Origin of the sequence: Aeromicrobium sp. CnD17-E, from assembly GCF_024124745.1 — a bacterium.
Taxonomy (GTDB): Bacteria; Actinomycetota; Actinomycetes; order Propionibacteriales; family Nocardioidaceae; genus Aeromicrobium.
The window spans coordinates 1-16241 of record NZ_JAMXRU010000070.1; the positions used below are offsets into that span (position 1 = coordinate 1).

18 protein-coding genes are annotated in these 16241 nt (G+C 72.7%); 7 read left to right on the plus strand and 11 right to left on the minus strand.

The window, feature by feature from the left end; all coding sequences use genetic code 11:
* On the plus strand, positions 1 to 1704 hold a 1704-nt coding region (locus NH339_RS12815), incomplete at its 5' end, for a VanW family protein (RefSeq protein ID WP_253025872.1).
* A gap of 6 nt (positions 1705 to 1710) precedes the next feature.
* Here the strand turns inward: NH339_RS12815 and NH339_RS12820 are convergent.
* Complete coding sequence (locus NH339_RS12820; protein ID WP_253025874.1) at positions 1711 to 3372, minus strand: phospho-sugar mutase; 1662 nt, start codon at positions 3370 to 3372, stop codon at positions 1711 to 1713.
* A gap of 34 nt (positions 3373 to 3406) precedes the next feature.
* Complete coding sequence (locus tag NH339_RS12825; protein WP_253025876.1) at positions 3407 to 4198, minus strand: purine-nucleoside phosphorylase; 792 nt, start codon at positions 4196 to 4198, stop codon at positions 3407 to 3409.
* A gap of 180 nt (positions 4199 to 4378) precedes the next feature.
* Here NH339_RS12825 and NH339_RS12830 point away from each other — a divergent pair, with 180 nt between their 5' ends.
* Positions 4379 to 4585 carry a hypothetical protein gene (locus NH339_RS12830; protein ID WP_253025878.1) on the plus strand — a complete coding sequence of 69 codons (207 nt, stop codon included), beginning with the start codon at positions 4379 to 4381 and terminating at the stop codon, positions 4583 to 4585.
* A gap of 119 nt (positions 4586 to 4704) precedes the next feature.
* Here the strand turns inward: NH339_RS12830 and NH339_RS12835 are convergent, their stop codons facing one another.
* Together NH339_RS12835 and NH339_RS12840 are read right to left on the minus strand one after the other, a co-directional pair.
* Positions 4705 to 5523 (minus strand): aldo/keto reductase, encoded by an 819-nt coding sequence (locus NH339_RS12835; RefSeq protein WP_253025880.1) that lies wholly within the window; start codon positions 5521 to 5523, stop codon positions 4705 to 4707.
* 110 nt (positions 5524 to 5633) lie between these two features.
* On the minus strand, positions 5634 to 6752 hold the full coding sequence (locus NH339_RS12840; protein WP_253025882.1) for a citrate synthase 2: 1119 nt from the start codon (positions 6750 to 6752) through the stop codon (positions 5634 to 5636).
* Positions 6753 to 6832: 80 nt separating this feature from the next.
* On the opposite strand from NH339_RS12840, the gene pdxH reads away from it, so the two are divergent.
* A complete protein-coding gene (gene pdxH, locus NH339_RS12845; RefSeq protein ID WP_067859241.1) occupies positions 6833 to 7489 on the plus strand; it encodes a pyridoxamine 5'-phosphate oxidase in 657 nt (218 codons plus the stop codon).
* 5 nt (positions 7490 to 7494) lie between these two features.
* Here the strand turns inward: pdxH and NH339_RS12850 are convergent, their stop codons facing one another.
* The gene (locus tag NH339_RS12850) at positions 7495 to 7773 is read right to left on the minus strand and encodes a hypothetical protein (protein WP_253025884.1); all 279 of its coding nucleotides are present in this window, start codon (positions 7771 to 7773) and stop codon (positions 7495 to 7497) included.
* 50 nt (positions 7774 to 7823) lie between these two features.
* Between NH339_RS12850 and NH339_RS12855 the strand changes: the two genes are divergently transcribed.
* The gene (locus tag NH339_RS12855; RefSeq protein ID WP_253025886.1) at positions 7824 to 9080 is read left to right on the plus strand and encodes an MFS transporter; all 1257 of its coding nucleotides are present in this window, start codon (positions 7824 to 7826) and stop codon (positions 9078 to 9080) included.
* 71 nt (positions 9081 to 9151) lie between these two features.
* On the opposite strand, the gene NH339_RS12860 is transcribed toward NH339_RS12855, so the two are convergent.
* From NH339_RS12860 to NH339_RS12870, 3 genes are read right to left on the minus strand one after another with little or no spacing between them, the layout of a single operon-like run.
* On the minus strand, positions 9152 to 9871 hold the full coding sequence (locus NH339_RS12860) for a hypothetical protein (protein WP_253025888.1): 720 nt from the start codon (positions 9869 to 9871) through the stop codon (positions 9152 to 9154).
* A gap of 52 nt (positions 9872 to 9923) precedes the next feature.
* Positions 9924 to 11042: a deoxyribodipyrimidine photo-lyase gene (locus NH339_RS18895; RefSeq protein WP_253025890.1), complete on the minus strand. Its 1119-nt coding sequence runs from the start codon at positions 11040 to 11042 to the stop codon at positions 9924 to 9926.
* Positions 10960 to 11271, minus strand: coding sequence for a deoxyribodipyrimidine photo-lyase (locus tag NH339_RS12870; protein WP_253025892.1), 312 nt, complete (start codon positions 11269 to 11271; stop codon positions 10960 to 10962). The genes NH339_RS18895 and NH339_RS12870 overlap by 83 nt, the downstream gene beginning before the upstream one ends.
* A gap of 55 nt (positions 11272 to 11326) precedes the next feature.
* Between NH339_RS12870 and NH339_RS12875 the strand changes: the two genes are divergently transcribed.
* The gene (locus NH339_RS12875) at positions 11327 to 12016 is read left to right on the plus strand and encodes a metal-dependent transcriptional regulator (protein WP_067859227.1); all 690 of its coding nucleotides are present in this window, start codon (positions 11327 to 11329) and stop codon (positions 12014 to 12016) included.
* 45 nt (positions 12017 to 12061) lie between these two features.
* Here NH339_RS12875 and NH339_RS12880 read toward each other — a convergent pair whose 3' ends face one another.
* The 3 genes from NH339_RS12880 to NH339_RS12890 are packed head-to-tail and all read right to left on the minus strand — an operon-like array spanning position 12062 to position 15080.
* Positions 12062 to 12967 carry an NAD(P)H-binding protein gene (locus NH339_RS12880; RefSeq protein ID WP_253025894.1) on the minus strand — a complete coding sequence of 302 codons (906 nt, stop codon included), beginning with the start codon at positions 12965 to 12967 and terminating at the stop codon, positions 12062 to 12064.
* A 2-nt stretch (positions 12968 to 12969) separates the two neighbouring features.
* Positions 12970 to 13776, minus strand: coding sequence for a DUF1295 domain-containing protein (locus tag NH339_RS12885; protein ID WP_253025896.1), 807 nt, complete (start codon positions 13774 to 13776; stop codon positions 12970 to 12972).
* Positions 13773 to 15080, minus strand: a complete 1308-nt coding sequence (locus tag NH339_RS12890) for a cyclopropane-fatty-acyl-phospholipid synthase family protein (protein ID WP_253025898.1) — start codon at positions 15078 to 15080, stop codon at positions 13773 to 13775. Before NH339_RS12890 ends, NH339_RS12885 begins: the two co-directional genes overlap by 4 nt.
* Positions 15081 to 15208: 128 nt before the next feature.
* On the opposite strand from NH339_RS12890, the gene NH339_RS12895 reads away from it, so the two are divergent.
* Together NH339_RS12895 and NH339_RS12900 are read left to right on the plus strand one after the other, a co-directional pair.
* A complete protein-coding gene (locus NH339_RS12895) occupies positions 15209 to 15658 on the plus strand; it encodes a PGPGW domain-containing protein (RefSeq protein WP_253025900.1) in 450 nt (149 codons plus the stop codon).
* 10 nt (positions 15659 to 15668) lie between these two features.
* Positions 15669 to 16241, plus strand: a 573-nt coding sequence (locus NH339_RS12900; RefSeq protein WP_253025902.1) for a S8 family serine peptidase, incomplete at its 3' end; no start/stop codon positions are given.

The window sequence follows — 16241 nt, forward strand, 5'->3', positions numbered from 1 at the left end:
CACTGGGGGCGCTGGGCGCTCGTCGCCGCCGTCGTCCTGCTCGGCGGCCTCTACGTCGGTGGCTACCTGCTCACCGGCAGCCGGCTCGCGGCCGGCACGACCATCGGCGGCGTCAACGTCGGCGGCATGTCGCCCGCCGACGCACGCGCGACGCTGGAGGAGGAGCTGGGCCCGAAGCAGGACGACCCGGTCGTCCTGGTCCACGGCGACGAGCGCTTCGAGATCACGCCGTCCGACGCCGGTCTCGCGCTCGACGTCGACGCCTCCGTCGACGCGGCGGGCGGCGCGCGCAGCTGGGACCCGCGCGACATGGTCGCGCTCGTGGTCGGCAGCCGCGACCGTGCCCCCGTGCTCGACGTCGACGAGAAGGCGCTGCGGTCGGCCGTCCAGGGCATCGGCGAGGCCGTCGACGTGCCCGTCACCGAGGCCCTCATCACCTTCCCCGACGCTGCGCCCCGCGCGCGTCAGCCCAAGGACGGCCTCACCATCCGCACCGCCGCCACGGCCCGGCTCATCCAGGACGAGTACCTGGTGCAGGACGAGCCGGTCGAGGTCCCGACGACCGCGGTCGAGCCCGCCGTCGACGTCGCGGGCCTGCGCGAGGCGGTCTCCTCGATCGCCCGGCCGGCCGTCGCGGCACCGGTGACCATCCAGGTCGGCCGCCAGAAGGTCGAGCTTCCCGTGACCGCCTACGCGCCCGCCCTGCGCGTCGAGCCGGTCGACGGCACGATGACCCCGGTCATCGACCCGGAGCGGCTCGCCGCGCCCCTCACCGACGCCACCACCGGCATCGGACGCAAGGCGGTCGACGCGACCGTGGAGATCCGCGGCGAGCGTCCCGTGGTCGTGCCGGGCAAGGAGGGCATCGGCCTGCAGCCGAAGGAGATGGCCGAGAAGCTCGTGCCGGTGCTCACGCGCAGCGGTGCCGAGCGCGCCGTGACGGTCGAGGCCAAGGTCGTCGAGCCGGAGTTCACCACCGAGGACGCCAAGGCCCTGCGCATCACCGAGAAGGTCAGCGAGTTCACCACCGAGTACCCGCACGCCGAGTACCGCAACATCAACCAGGGCCGAGCCGCCCAGCTGCTGGACGGCACCATCGTCGAGCCAGGGGAGACGTTCTCCTTCAACGACACCGTGGGTGAGCGGACCGCGGCGAACGGGTTCACCAGCGGCTCGGTCATCAACGGGGGTCGCTTCCGCGACGAGCTCGGCGGAGGCGTGTCGCAGGTGGTCACCACCACCTACAACGCCGCCTTCTTCGCCGGCCTCGACGACGTGGAGCACCACCCGCACGCGTTCTACATCGACCGCTACCCCGTGGGTCGCGAGGCGACCGTCTACTTCGGGTCGCTCGACCTGCGCTTCCGCAACAACCTGAAGAGCGGCGTGCTCATCCGCTCGTTCGTGCAGCCGAGCTCGCCGGGCGGGGTCGGCCGCACCACGGTGCAGATCTGGGGCACGAAGGAGTTCGACGTCGAGGCGGGCCAGTCCGAACGGCGCAACTTCCGCACCGGGCAGACGCGCTACGACGACTCGGCCTCCTGCGCACCCCAGGGTGCGCTGCCCGGCTTCGACATCGACATCTACCGCACCCTGCGCAAGGACGGTCGCGTCGTGAAGCGCGAGACCGACACCGCCGTCTACCAGGCGGCCGACCGCATCATCTGCGGCAAGGAGCCGGAGCCGAAGAAGGACGACGACTAGCGCGACCTACGCGAGGCCGAGGGCCGTCGCGAGGTCGGAGCGCAGCGCCTCCAGGGTGGCGTCGGCCTGCTCGCGCGACACCTCGACGGAGTCCTGCACCGACACGACCACCTCGATGTAGCACTTGAGCTTGGGCTCGGTGCCCGAAGGGCGGCAGATGATGCGCGCCGAGTCGATCGCGGGTCCGTGAGGTGCGGCCTCCGTGGCCGGCGGCAGCGCGAGGGCCAGGCGGATCCCGTCGGTGGGCGGCAGGCCCGCGTACCCGTCCGCGAGGTCGTCGACGGCCGTCACCTCCAGTCCGCCCAGCAGTCGCGGCGGCGTGGTGCGCAGCGTGCTCATGGCGTCGGCGATGATGGACAGGTCGTCGACGCGCACCGACAGCTGACCGGTCGCGTGCAGCCCGTGCTCGCGGTAGAGGTCGTCGAGCAGGTCGAGGAGCGTGCGTCCCTCGGCCTTCAGCTCCGCCGCGAGCTCGAGCACCGCGAGGATCGCGGACACACCGTCCTTGTCGCGCGCGACGTGCGGGGCCACGCTGTAGCCCAGCGCCTCCTCGTAGCCGAACGCGAGGTCGCCGATCTTGCCGAGCCACTTGAAGCCGGTGAGGGTCTGCTGCCAGCGTCGGTCGTGCGCCTCGGCCTGGCGGCCGAGCATGTCGGAGGAGACGATCGACGACCCGTAGGTACCGTCCACGCCGCGGCGCAGGAGCAGCTCGGCCAGCAGCACGCCGGTCTGGTCGCCCGTGAGCATCCGGAACGCCTCACCGTCCCTGACTCCCACGGCGCAGCGGTCGGCGTCGGGGTCGTTGGCGACGATCACGTCGGCCTCGACCTCGGAGGCGAGCTTCAGCGCGAGGTCCATCGCGCCCGGCTCCTCCGGGTTCGGGAAGGCGACGGTGGGGAAGTCGGGATCGGGGTCGCCCTGCTCGCGCACCACGTGCAGGGCGGGGAAGCCGGTGCGGCGCACGACCTCGACGAGGGTGTCGCGTCCGACGCCGTGCATCGGCGTGTACACGGCGACGACGTCGCGCGGGCCGTCGTGCGCGAGGTCGACGACGGCCTGCACGTAGGCCTCGGCCACGTCGGGACCGCAGACGGTGTACTCGTCGCTGCGGGGCAGCTCGTCGACCCGACCGACCTCGTCGATGAGCGCGGAGATGTCGGTGTCGGCGGGCGGCACGATCTGGCTGGAGTCGCCGAGGTAGACCTTGTAGCCGTTGTCCTGCGGCGGGTTGTGCGACGCCGTCACCATGACGCCGGCCGAGCAGCCCAGGTGCAGGATCGCGTGGGCGAGCACCGGCGTGGGCAGGCGCTCGGGCAGCAGGTAGGCGCGCACGCCCGCCGCCTGCATGATCTCGGCGGTGTCGCGCGCGAAGACGTCGGAGTTGTGCCGCGCGTCGTAGCCCACGACCACCGACGGCTCCCCGTCGACCTCGCGTCGCAGGTAGGCGGCGAGCCCTGCGGCGGCCTTGGCGACGATGACGCGGTTCATCCGGTTCGGACCGCCGCCGAGGGCACCGCGCAGCCCGGCGGTGCCGAACTGCAGACGGGTGCCGAAGCGGTCCTCGAGCGCCGCGGTGTCGTCGGCGTCGACGAGGGCCTGCAGCTCGGCTCGGGTCTGCGGGTCGGGGTCCTGGCTGATCCAGTCGAGTGCGAGGTCGACGACGGACATGGGTGCTCCTCGGGGCGTGGGTGGCCGGTCAGGCTCAGATGCGGGGGATGACGTCGGCGAGCAGGGCGCCCATGCGGCTCGCGGCCGCCTTCCCGGCCTCGAGCACCTCCTCGTGGTTCAGGGGCTCGCCGGAGATGCCGGCGGCGAGGTTGGTCACCAACGACAGGCCGAGCACCTCCAGGCCGGCCTCGCGGGCGGCGATCGCCTCCAGCGTGGTCGACATGCCCACCAGGGTTCCCCCGATCGCACGGACCATCCCGATCTCGGCCGGCGTCTCGTAGTGCGGTCCGGGGAACTGCACGTAGACCCCCTCGTCGAGCGACGGGTCGACCTCGCGGCAGAGCGCACGCAGCCGGCTCGAGTACAGGTCGGTCAGGTCGACGAAGTTCGCGCCCTCGATGGGGGAGGTGGCGGTCAGGTTGATGTGGTCGCTGATCAGCACGGGGGTGCCGGGCGTCCAGCGGGGGTCGAGCCCGCCGCAGCCGTTGGTCAGCACGACCGTGCGTACGCCCGCGGCCGCTGCGGTGCGGACGCCGTGCACGACGGCAGCCACGCCCTTGCCCTCGTAGAAGTGGGTCCGGCCCAGGAACACCAGGGCGCGACGCTCGCCGACCTGCACCGAGCGGACGGTCCCGCCGTGGCCGGCGACCGCGGGGGCGCTGAAGCCGGGCAGGTCCGCGAGCGCGATCTCGTGGTCGGGGGTGCCGAGCGCGTCGGCGGCGGGCAGCCAGCCCGAGCCCATGACGAGGGCGACGTCGTGGGCCGCCCCTCCGGTGCGTTCGGCCAGGGCATCCGCGGCGGCGCGGGCGAGGTCTGCGGTGGTCACCGTCCCACCCTACGAGACGTGGCGGTCGCGCCACCCGCGGCCGGTCTCGACCAGCACGCCCGGCGTTGCAGGGCAGGACGCGCGAGGAATTGGGACAAAGAGATGACTATCGGGGTCTAGTCCCAAAGGACTAGTTCGGTGTAGTCTCCTGCTACCAGGACGACCACGGAAGGAACCACGGTGTCGACGAACCGCACGCGCTCCATGATCGCAGCAGCCGGTGCCGCCGCCCTGTTCACGATGGCTCCGGCCGCCGCGAACGCGACCGTCCAGGGAATCCAGCCGCTCGGCCAGGGCATCCAGCCCCTGGGCGAGGGCATCCAGCCGCTCGACGACACCGCCGGCATCCAGCCGCTGGTCGCGGGACTGGTGCCTGACGCCGGCTGACACGACGTCCGGCCTGTCGGGGGACGGGTCGGCGGTGGAGCATCTCGGGGGGATGGTCCATCACACACGACGAGACCCTGGCCGTTCGGGGGGATGGCCAGGGTCTCGTCGCGTGCGGGTCAGTTGAACTCGGCCGGGTCCGGCCCGGTGCGCTCGTCGCGGTTGATCGCGCTGATGCGCTGCAGCTCGTCGTCGGAGAGCGTCAGCTCGGTCGCGGCGAAGTTCTCGGCGATGCGCGACGGCGTCACCGACTTCGGGAAGACCACGTTGTCGAGCGCGAGGTGCCACGCCAGGACGACCTGGCCCGGCGTCGCGTCGTGCGCCTGCGCGATCTCCACGACCGCGGACTCGTCGAGAACCTCGCCCTGGGCCAGCGGGCTCCACGCCTCGGTCACGATGTCGTGCTCGGCGTGGTAGGCGCGCAGCACGTCCTGCGTGAGTGCGGGGTGCAGCTCGATCTGGTTGACCACGGGGGTCGTGAGTCCCTCGTCGGCGAGGCGCTGCAGGTCCTGCACGCGGAAGTTGGAGACGCCGATCGAGCGCACGCGACCGTCGGCCTTGAGCTGCTCGAAGGCCTTCCAGGTCTCGACGTAGGTGTCGTGCGCGGGCGTCGGCCAGTGGATCAGGTAGAGGTCGAGCGTGTCGATGCCGAGGCGGCCCATGCTGGCGTCGAAGGCGCTCAGCGTGGAGTCGTGGCCCTGGTCCTCGTTCCACAGCTTGGTGGTCACGTAGACCTCGTCGGCGAGGCCCGTGGCCTTCAGGGCGGCGCCGACCCCCTCCTCGTTGCCGTAGATCCGGGCGGTGTCGATGTGGCGGTAGCCGACCTCGAGCGCCTGCTCGACGGCCGCCTGGGTGTCGGCGGGGTCGATCTGGAACACGCCGAAGCCGACCTGCGGGATCGTCGTGCCGTCGTTGAGTGCGATGTCGCGTACGGTCATGCTTCCCACCGTAGGGGCCTGCTGGTGATGCGCAGCCCGAGCCGCGACGACGACGGCGCCCGCCCCGACGTGGTCGGGACGGGCGCCGTGCGATCGCGCGGGGCGTGGGGTCAGCGGTCGGCCCAGGCCGGGTTCCAGCCGTCGACCTCGTCGGCCTTGCGCTCGGACGGACCGACGTAGATCGACGAGGGACGGATGAGCCGGCCCTTCTTGTACTGCTCGAGGATGTGCGCGCTCCAGCCGGCGGTGCGGGCCGACGTGAACATCGCGGTGAACATGTTCGGGGGCACCTCGGCGAAGTCGAGGACGATGGCCGCCCAGAACTCGACGTTGGTCTCGAGCACGCGGTCGGGGCGGCGGGCACGCAGCTCGGCCAGGGCGGCCTGCTCCAGGGCCTCGGCGACCTCGGCGCGCGGCGCGTTCAGCTCCTTGGCCGTGCGGCGCAGGGTGCGGGCGCGGGGGTCCTCGGCGCGGTACACGCGGTGCCCGAAGCCCATGAGGCGTTCGCCGGAGTCGAGGAGCTGCTTGACGTAGCCCTCGGCGTCGCCGGACTTCTCGACCTGCTCGATCATGTGCAGCACGCGCGAGGGCGCGCCGCCGTGCAGCGGTCCCGACATGGCGCCGACCGCGCCCGAGAGCGCGGCGGCGACGTCGGCGCCGGTGGACGCGATGACGCGCGCCGTGAAGGTCGAGGCGTTCATGCCGTGCTCGGCGGCCGACACGAGGTAGGCGTCGATGGCCTTGGCGTGGTCGGGGTTGACCTCGCCGCGCCAGCGCATCAGCATGCGCTCGACGATCGTCTCCTGCTCGTCGATGACCGCCTGCGGCACCATCGGGAGGCCGACGCCGCGCGCCGCCTGGGCGACGTACGACAGGATCATGACCGCGGTGCGGGAGAGGTCCTCGCGGACCTGCTCGGGGGTCTGGATGTCGTACAGCTGGCGCAGGCCCCAGGCCGGCGCGGTGAGCGCGATGGCGCTCTGCACGTCGGCGCGGATGTCGCCGGAGTGGACCGGGATGGGGAACGGCTCGGCGGGCGGCAGGCCCGGCTCGTAGTGGCCGTCGACGAGGAGTCCCCAGATCTTCTCGAACGGCACACGGCCGACGAGGTCGTCGATGTCGACGCCGCGGTACCGCAGCGCGGACCCTTCCTTGTCGGGCTCGGCGATCTCGCTCTCGAACGCGACGACTCCCTCGAGCCCGTGGTGCACCTGTACGTCATCAGCCATGCCTGCATTCTGCCCTGAGCCATGAGCACCCGGCACGGCGAGTCCTGCTGGCTGGTCCGGGCGGCGCTAGCGTGAGCCGCATGGAGCGTCCGATCGACCACGACCGTCTGGCCGCGATGCGCAGCGAGTACGAGGAGGGTGGGCTCGACGAGGCGCAGGCGGGCGACGACCCGTTCGACCTCCTGGCCCGGTGGCTCCGGGACGCCGTCGACGCTGGCGTGCCGGAGCCGAACGCGATGGCGCTCGGCACGGCCACCCTCGACGGTCGCCCGTCGGTGCGGATCGTCCTCATGAAGGGCCTGGACGAGCGCGGCGTCACGTTCTTCACGCACTACACGTCGCGCAAGGGCAGCGAGCTCGAGGCGAACCCGCGGGCGGCCGCGACCCTGCTGTGGCACCCGGTCCAGCGCCAGGTGCGGCTGGAGGGATCGGTGCAGCGCCTGCCGGCCGCCGAGAGCGACGCCTACTTCGCCAGCCGACCGCACGGCGCGCAGGTCGGCGCCGTGGGCTCCCACCAGTCACGACCCGTGACCGACCGGCGGGCCCTCGAGGCCCAGGTCCGGGCGGCGGAGGACGCGGCGGGCGACGGCGAGGTGCCGCGACCGTCGACCTGGGGCGGCTACCTCCTCGTCCCGGAGACCATCGAGTTCTGGCACGGTCGACGCAACCGTGTGCACGACCGGCTGCTGTACCGCCGCGACGTGGGGGGATGGGAACGCGTGCGGCTCCAGCCGTAGGGACGTCAGAGGTAGAGCGCCGCCGCGGCGAGGGCCGGGAGCAGGCCGAGCAGGGTCCACGGCGACACGGGGGAGAGCCGGTGGACGAGGCGCCCGGCGGACACCGCGGCCATACCGAGGGCCGCCATCACGCCGACCAGCACCAGTGCCGCGTCGTGCCGCTCGTCGGCGAGCATCGCGACCGCGGCGGTGAGGGCACCGAGCGGGAAGCACGAGACGGCGAGCACCAGCAGGCTGATGATCCACTGCTGCACCTTCTGCGTCGACATCGGTGCGCGGGCCATGAGGGCATCCTGCCAACCGTCGGGTCCGGGGCATGCGTCAGGATCGTTGCGTGAGTCGACTGTCCGGGGTGCTGACCGACGTGCGCCCGCTGCGGGCCTCCCCGGCGTACCGACGGCTCTGGATCGGCCAGACCGTGTCCGCCTTCGGCCAGCAGATGACGATCGTCGCGATCGCGTTCGAGGTCTACTCGCTGACCCGCTCGTCGTTCTCCGTCGGCCTGATCGGGCTTGCCGGGCTGCTGCCGCTCGTGCTCGGTGGTCTCTACGGCGGCGCGCTCTCCGACGCCTTCGACCGACGTCGGGTGGCGCTGGCCTCGGCGCTCGGGCTGTGGCTGTGCTCGATGGCGCTCGTCGCGCACAGCCTTGCCGGCATCGACTCCGTGGGGTTCCTCTACGGGCTGGTGGCCGTGCAGTCGGCGCTGTTCGCCGTGAACCAGCCTGCTCGCTCGGCGATGCTGCCGCGGCTGCTCCCGGCCGAGCTGCTGCCGGCCGCGAACGCGTTGGGCATGGCGGCGACGAACCTCTCCTTCACGGCCGGGCCGTTGCTCGGCGGCGTGCTCATCGCGTGGAAGGGCGTCGACGCCGCCTACGTGGTCGACGTCGTGCTGTTCGTCGCCGCGCTGTACTCGCTGTCGCGGCTGCCCGCGATGCCCCCGACATCGCACCAGGGGGCGCCCGGTCTGCGGTCGGTGGTGGAGGGGCTGCGCTTCCTCGGCGCCGCCCCGAACGTGCGCATGACCTTCGTCGTCGACCTGTTCGCGATGGTGCTCGCGCAGCCGAGGGCGCTGTTCCCGGCGCTCGCCGTCACGGTGTTCGCCACCGGGCCGGAGACCTTGGGGCTGCTGCAGGCGGCGCCCGGGATCGGTGCCGTGGCCGCGTTCCTCGTCTCCGGCTGGGTCAGCCGGGTCCACCGCCACGGCGTGGCCGTCGTCGCGGCCGTGTGCGTGTACGGCACGGTCGTGGCCCTGGCCGGCGTCTCGGTGTTCTCCGGCGCCTCGCTGCTGTGGCTGTGCGTGCTGATGCTGGCCTGCTCCGGTGCCGCCGACATGGTCAGCGCGGCCTACCGGTCGACCATCCTGCAGACCGCCGCCCCCGACGAGATGCGAGGTCGGATGCAGGGGGTGTTCATCGTCGTCGTGGCCGGTGGTCCGCGACTCGGCGACTTCGTGATGGGCTCGCTGGCCGGCCTGGCCGGCGAGGCGTGGGCCATGACCGTCGGTGGAGCGCTCTGCGTGGCCGCGACGGCCTGGTTCGGACTGCGGTCGCGAGGGTTCCGCGCCTACGACGCCCGCAACCCCACTCCCTGACGAGCCCTCCCACCCCGCTGACCGTGACGATGTGGCCCCGATCGGTCGGATCTGGGGCCACATCGTCACGGTCAGGAGAAGCGGGCGAGGTCGATCTCGATCCACACCTGCTCGGCGCGACCGAGCAGCTCGCCGTCGGTGGTGTGCAGCGCGGTGGCGGTGCGGAACTTGCGGCCGTCGCGCTCGCGCAGCAGTCCTGACGCGACCAGCGGCTCGCCCGCGGCCGGACGACGCAGCACCTGCGCCGTCATGCGGCCGAGCACCATCGCCTGCGCGGTGAAGTCGGCGGCCCAGCCGCCCGGGCAGTCCAGCGCAGCCCACGTGGTCGGCACGTCCAGCAGCCCGTCGTCGCCGGCCACGCCCGGGTCGGGCGTCCAGGTGCCCGCCGTGCGCGAGCCGTCGCCCACCGGCCCCGTGAACAGCCGGAGGCCGTCGCCGGGCTCGCGTGCGGTGCCACAGGTGAAGCACCGGTCGAACGGGTGCAGCGTGAAGCCGGGGTAGGACGCGACGCCGGCCTCGGCCTCCTCGGCCGACGGCGCGGGCAGGGGGTCGTGCTCGAACGTCCCCGCGGCCGCCTCGCCGATGAGCGCGCCGCCGGCGGTCACGAGGCGCACCTCGTCGGGGTGCTCCTCCCAGGTGAGCGGCACCTCGAGCGGGGGCGGCTGGCGCAGCGTGGCCGTCACGACCTCGTCGCCGTGCCGCTGGGTCTGCTCGTGGGCGAGCAGGCCGCTCACCCACCCGCCGTTGCCGGAGTGCTCGGGACCGTTGTACCTGCGCGGGATCGTCGTCACCGCCCCACCGTAACCACGGACCCGCCCGCGAACGACGACCCTCGGTGCAGGGTCAGGAGCGCAGCGCCGCGTAGCGACGCAGCGACTCCTCGCGCTCCTCGGCGTGGTCGACGATCGGCGCGGGGTAGTCGGCCGGCGGCTCGTCCAGCTTCCACGGCTCGTGGACGAACGTCTTCGGCACGTCGCGCAGCTCCGGCACCCAGCGACGCACGTAGGTCCCGTCGGGGTCGAACTTCTTGCCCTGCGACGTCGGGTTGAAGATGCGGAAGTACGGCGACGCGTCGGTGCCGCAGCCCGCGACCCACTGCCAGCCGTGCTGGTTCGACGGCGGGTCGGCGTCGACGAGCAGGTCGAGGAAGTGGTCGGCGCCCACGGTCCACTCCAGGTGCAGGTCCTTGACGAGGAAGCTGGCCACGATCATGCGCACCCGGTTGTGCATCCAGCCCTCGGCGAGCAGCTGGCGCATGCCGGCGTCGACGATCGGGAACCCGGTGCGCCCGTCCTTCCACGCCTGCAGGTCCTCGCCGGGCTCGTCGTAGTCCATCGCCTCGAACCGCTTGTCGTAGTAGCCGGCGAGCGTGTCGGGGCGGTGGTGCACGACGTCGGCGTAGAACTCGCGGAACGCCAGCTCGCGTGCATAGGCCTCGGCCCCCTTGCTGCCTCGGTCGGCGAGGTCGGCCAGCATCGTCCGCGGGTGGATCGTCCCCCACTTCAGGTGCACCGACATGCGCGACGTCGCGTCGCGGCCCGGCAGGTCGCGCAGGTCGTCGTACTCGTCGACCTGGTCGAGGTACTCGCGCCAGCGGCGCCGGGCAGCGTCCTCGCCCAGCGGCGGGAGCGTGACGCCCTCAGGCGGGTCGACGTCGGGGATCTGCTTGGTGCGCACGTCGGCGCGGATCCAGGGCACCGACCGCACGCCGGGGGCGGGTGCGCGCCAGCCGTGCTGCTGCCAGGCGCGGTAGAACGGGGTGAAGACCCGGTACGGGCTGCCGTCGTCCTTCGTGACCCGCCCCGGCGCGACGGCGTACGACGAGCCCGTGCGCACGAGGGCGACGTCGTCGTCGGCGAGGGCCTTCTCGACCCGGTCGTCACGATCCTTCTCGTACGGGCCGTAGTCGGCGGCCACGTGCACGCTGGTGGCCTCGACCGCGCGGGCGACGCGCGGCACCACCTCCCCACGGCTTGCCGTGCACGACCGTGAGCCCGCCGACGCGCTCGTCGAGGTCGCGCAGGAGCGCCATGAGGTAGGCCAGGCGGGTCCGGCCGTTCGGTCCCCAGTAGTGGTCGTCGAGCACGAACATCGGCACGACCCCGTCCGGACCCGCCTCGATGGCCTCGCGCAGCGCGGGGTTGTCGTTCAGCCGGAAGTCGGAGCGGAAGCAGATCACGGAGGTCGACACGGTTCTCATCCTCACGCGTGCACGGGCTGTCTGCACGCCATGGAACAATGGGCGCGTGAGCGAGCTGATCGACACCACCGAGATGTACCTGCGCACCGTCTTCGAGCTGGAGGAGGAGGGCATCGTCCCCCTGCGCGCGCGCATCGCCGAGCGTCTGCACCAGAGCGGCCCGACGGTCAGCCAGACCGTCGCCCGCATGGAGCGCGACGGCCTGCTCACCGTCGAGGGCGACCGTCACCTCGAGCTGTCCGACAAGGGCCGCGCCCTCGCCACCCGCGTCATGCGCAAGCACCGCCTCGCGGAGCGTCTGCTCACCGACATCATCGGTCTGGAGATCGAGTTCGTGCACGAGGAGGCGTGCCGCTGGGAGCACGTCATGTCCGAGCAGGTCGAGCGCCGCCTGGTCGAGCTGCTCGAGCACCCCACGGAGTCGCCGTACGGCAACCCGATCCCCGGCCTCGACGAGCTCGGCGAGACCGTCGACCCCTCGCTGTTCCTGCACGGCGTGGAGCCGCTCACCCGGGCGGTCCGCGGTGGCGACGAGCCGGTCCGCCGGATCGTGCGTCGCATCGCCGAGGAGCTGCAGAAGGACACCGAGGTCATGTCGGTGCTGCGCCGCGTCGGCGCGCTGCCCGGCAACGACGTCCTCGTCTCGCGCGGTCACGACGGCGTCGTCGTCGCCCGCCAGGGCGAGACCGCCGAGGTCGACGCCGACGCCGCGGTGCACATCTTCGTCAGCGAATAGAGCCGCTCCGGCTCCTGCCGGCCTGGCCCGACGACGACGCGACGCTCAGGCGTTCGCGCGCCGCAGGGCCTCCTCGACACCGGTCGGGCCGCCCTCGGGCGGACCCACCAGGGCCTCGAGGTCGCGCTCGGTGCACACCATGTCGAGGCTCAGGCTGTGCACGAGGGCAGCGTTCAACGAGCTCGACCCGGGCGCCAGGGTGCCGACGACCAGGCTGAACGTGTGCGGCAGCAGCACGGGGAACAGCAGGGACGGAGGGCGTCGACGGCCCGACGCGTGCGCGTGCGCCTCCAGCAGCTCGCGGTAGCTCATCACGTCGGGCCCCCCGACGTCGAAGCCGCGGTTCACGTCGTCGTCGAGGTCGGTGACGGCGACCAGGTAGTGCAGCAGGTCGTCGAGCGCGACCGGCTGCATGTGCCGGCGCAGCCACGTCGGCCCGACCACCACCGGCAGCAGCCGGGTCGCGACCTCCATGAGGTCGAACGACGCCGACCCGCGGCCGATGACCATGCCCGCCCGCAGGACCACGGCGGGCACCGCTCCCGCGAGGAGGATCTGCGCGACCTCGTCGCGCGACGCCAGGTGCTCGGTCGGCTCGCTGTCCGCCGGCGGGCGCAGACCGCCCAGGTAGACGATGCGGCGCACCCCGGCACGCTCGGCCGCGGCGGCGAACGTCTGAGCCATCTCGCGGTCTGCGGCCGCGTAGTCGTCGCCGTCGGACATCGCGTGCAGGAGGTAGTGGGCCACGGACACGCCGTCGAGCGCCCGGTCGAGCGACCCGGCGTCGGTCGCGTCGCCCTGCACGACCTCGACGTGGCGCACCCAGTCGGCGTCGGGCAGCCGCGCCGGGTCGCGCACGAGCACGCGCACCTCGCGGCCGAGCTCGACGAGCCTTGCCGCCAGGTGGGCACCGACGAAGCCGGTGACCCCCGTGACGAGCACCGGCGCCATGCTCAGGCCTTCTTCGGGGGCAGGGGGATGAAGCCGCTCGTGCGGCGCACGTACTCGTCGTAGCCGGGCTTGCTCTTGCGCATGCCCTTCTCGTTGTTCGCCGCCCCGGTGACCTTGGTGAGGAAGATCGTCATCGCGATCGGGCTGACGACCGTGGCGACGCCGGCCCACGACGACGCGGCGACCAGCCAGATGCCGGCCCACACGCAGGCGTCACCGAAGTAGTTCGGGTGCCGGGTGTAGCGCCACAGTCCCTGGTCCATGATCTTGCCCTTGGTGTCGGGGTCCTTCTTGAACTGGGCGAGCTGCCAGTCGCCGACGGCCTCGAAGAACAGGCCGACCGCCCACACCGCGACGCCGAGCCACCCGAGCCAGCCGACGACGCCGAGGTTGTTCATGCCGACCATGACCGGGGTGGCGACGAGGAACATGGCGATGCCCTGCGGCAGGAACACGCGGGTGAGCGCCACCTGCGCGAACGAACGACCGTCGGCCTCGGCCAGCTCGGCGTAGCGGGGGTCCTCGTCCTTGCCGCTGTTGCGGTGGTGCAGGTGCGCGGCGAGGCGCAGGCCCCACAGCGTCACCAGGACCAGCAGGAGGAGCTGCGGGGCGGGCATGCCGTCGCCGGCGTTCGTCACGAAGACGGAGACGACGGCGACGAGGACGAACCCGAGCGGCCAGGCGGTGTCGACCACCGTGAGCTTCTGCACGCGCACGGAGATGGCCATGCAGACGCCCATGAAGACGACGACGGTCGCCAGCCCGATCGCCAGGGTGAGCAGACTGTGCGATCCGTCGTTGGCGATCATGCGAGCCACTCCAGCGGGGTCAGCGGCATGTCCGAGCGTCCGGCGGGCGACGGCTTGACCGCGAGGATCTGGTCGACGCCCATGCGGTTCTCCTCGAACGCGAGCGACCCGCCCGCCAGGTAGAGGCGCCACACCCGCGCGGTCTCCTCACCGACCAGCGCGACCGCGGTGCCCCAGTTCTCCTCGAGGTTGCGGGCCCAGCCGGCGACGGTCAGGGGGTAGTGCTCGCGCATCGCCTGCACGTCGCGGATCTCCAGGCCGGCTCCGGCGATGAGGCCGATGGTCTTGGCGATCGGCTTCATGTGCATGTCGGGGGCGATGTAGGTCTCGATGAACGGGCCGCCCCCGGGACGGTCGCCGACCTGGTCGTTGCTGCGCGACATCTGCTGGATCAGCACGCGGCCGCCGGGGCGCAGGTAGCGGTGGATCGACTCGGTGAACACGACGTACTCCTCGTCGCCGACGTGCTCGCCCATCTCGATCGAGGCGATCGCGTCGATGGTGCCGTCGGCCACGCCGGCGCCGGCGAGGTCGCGGAAGTGGCGCAGGCTCACCTCGACGCGACCCTGCAGCCCGCGCTCGGCCGCGCGCTTCATGACGAAGTCGCGCTGCTCGTGCGACAGGGTGACGCCGGTGACGTGCACGCCGTAGTGCTCGGCGGCGTGCAGGCTCAGCGAGCCCCAGCCCGAGCCGATGTCGAGCATCCGCATGCCGGGTCGCAGGCCGAGCTTGCGGCAGACGAGGTCGAGCTTGGCGGTCTGCGCCTGCTCCAGCGACCACGTCGGGTCGGCGTGGAAGCCGCTCGAGTACGCCATCTGCGGGTCGAGGACGAGCTCGTAGAAGTCGTTGGAGAGGTCGTAGTGGTGGCTGATGGCGGCGCGGTCGCGCTCGCGGCTGTGCAGCTCGCCCGTGAGGTTCGACTCCGCGGCGGGCGCCTTGGGTCGACGCCCGATCGCGCCGAGCCGCAGGGCCAGCCAGGCGCCGCGCAGTGCGTGCCGGGTCTTGATGCGCGGACGCGCGGCGTTCGCGTCGGCTGCGCGGGCGTTGCGGACGGCCTCCCACATCGTGCGCAGCCCGTCGGCGAGGTCGCCCTCGATGTCGAGGTCGCCCTGCACGTACGCCCGGGCCACGCCCAGCTCGCCGGGGGAGTACAGCACGTGGCGGACGGCGCGCTTGTCGCGCAGCACCAGGACGGGGGCGTCCTCGGGGCCGGCCTCGCTGCCGTCCCACAGCCGCAGCCGGACGGGGAGGGTCATGCCGAGGGCGTCCTCGGCGAGGGAGTGCAGCGCAGCAGCCTTGTTCATGGGGTCAATCCTGGTCCGGTCGGGTCGGCCCCGCCAGCCGGGGTCCGCGTGGGGTGTTCGACGCCGTCGGCGTCGGGGATCGGTGGGCGTCGGGTGCCGCGGCTGGGACCGTGCGGCATCCTGTGCGCATGGAAGGTCGGGGCCGCGATCAGGGCGTGGCGGAGCGGGTCGTCACCGAGGTGCTCGGCTGGACGGTCGTCGTCATCGGCATCATCCTCTGGCCGCTGCCCGGCCCGGGCCTGCTGATCATCCTCGCGGGCATCACGATCCTGGCCCGTCAGCACGCGTGGGCGCGGCGGGTGCTGGACCCCCTGCGCGAGAAGGCGGTGGAGGCCGCCCGGTTCGGTGTGGCCACCTGGCCGCGCATCGTGCTCAGCGCGCTCGGCGGCGTCTGGCTCGCCGTGCTCGGCGTCGTGTGGTGGGTGAGCCCGACGATCCCGGAGTTCGAGGTGCTGGGCGTCGGGTTCGGTCCGCGGCTGCCTGCGGCTGGCTGGGGGACGGGGCTCGGGCTGGTCGCGTCGGCCTTCGCGGCGTGGGGTCTGCTCGTGTACAGCGTGCTGAGGTGGCGGGAGCGGTAGTCTCCGGCGCGTGACCCCACGCACACGACGTGTCCGCGCGGCCGCCCTGGCGGCGGTCGGAGCAGCCTGCGCGGGCACGGTGGTCGTGCCCGCGTCGGCGGCGCCGCAGGTGGACTCCACGCGGGCTGCCGTGGCGCGGATCGTCGGCTCCGCCCCGCTCGAGGGAGCGTTGCGGGTCGTCACGACCACGACCGCACCGGACGGGCGACCCGTGGTGCGCACCGTCAGTGTCGACGACCGTGCGCAGGCGCGGCGGGTCGTGGCCGCCCGCCTCCAGGACCCCGCCACCGTCACGGTCTCCATGGCGCAGCCCGTGACGGCGCTGCGCTCGAACGACGCGTTGCGCGGTCGGCAGTGGGCGCTCGACCGGCTCCAGGCGGAGACGCTGTGGCGCCGCGCCGACGGTCGCGCCACCCGATCGACCCCGCGCGCCGTGGTCGCCGTCGTCGACACGGGCGTCGACCGCACCCACCCCGACCTGCGCGGCAACGTCATGCGGGGCGTCGACGTGCTCACGGGCGGGACCGTCTCCCGCGACCCCCACGGGCACGGCACGCACGTGGCGGGGATCGTGGCCGCGGTG

What these genes read in the sequence shown, in the direction of transcription:
- NH339_RS12880 (WP_253025894.1), bottom strand. Translation starts at nt 12,967, where the DNA reads ATGGCGCCGGTGCTCGTCACGGGGGTCACCGGCTTCGTCGGTGCCCAC.
- NH339_RS12885 (WP_253025896.1), bottom strand. Translation starts at nt 13,776, where the DNA reads ATGATCGCCAACGACGGATCGCACAGTCTGCTCACCCTGGCGATCGGG.
- NH339_RS12840 (WP_253025882.1), bottom strand. Translation starts at nt 6,752, where the DNA reads ATGGCTGATGACGTACAGGTGCACCACGGGCTCGAGGGAGTCGTCGCG.
- NH339_RS12835 (WP_253025880.1), bottom strand. Translation starts at nt 5,523, where the DNA reads ATGACCGTACGCGACATCGCACTCAACGACGGCACGACGATCCCGCAG.
- NH339_RS12895 (WP_253025900.1), top strand. Translation starts at nt 15,209, where the DNA reads ATGGAAGGTCGGGGCCGCGATCAGGGCGTGGCGGAGCGGGTCGTCACC.
- pdxH (WP_067859241.1), top strand. Translation starts at nt 6,833, where the DNA reads ATGGAGCGTCCGATCGACCACGACCGTCTGGCCGCGATGCGCAGCGAG.
- NH339_RS12820 (WP_253025874.1), bottom strand. Translation starts at nt 3,372, where the DNA reads ATGTCCGTCGTCGACCTCGCACTCGACTGGATCAGCCAGGACCCCGAC.
- NH339_RS12890 (WP_253025898.1), bottom strand. Translation starts at nt 15,080, where the DNA reads ATGAACAAGGCTGCTGCGCTGCACTCCCTCGCCGAGGACGCCCTCGGC.
- NH339_RS12850 (WP_253025884.1), bottom strand. Translation starts at nt 7,773, where the DNA reads ATGGCCCGCGCACCGATGTCGACGCAGAAGGTGCAGCAGTGGATCATC.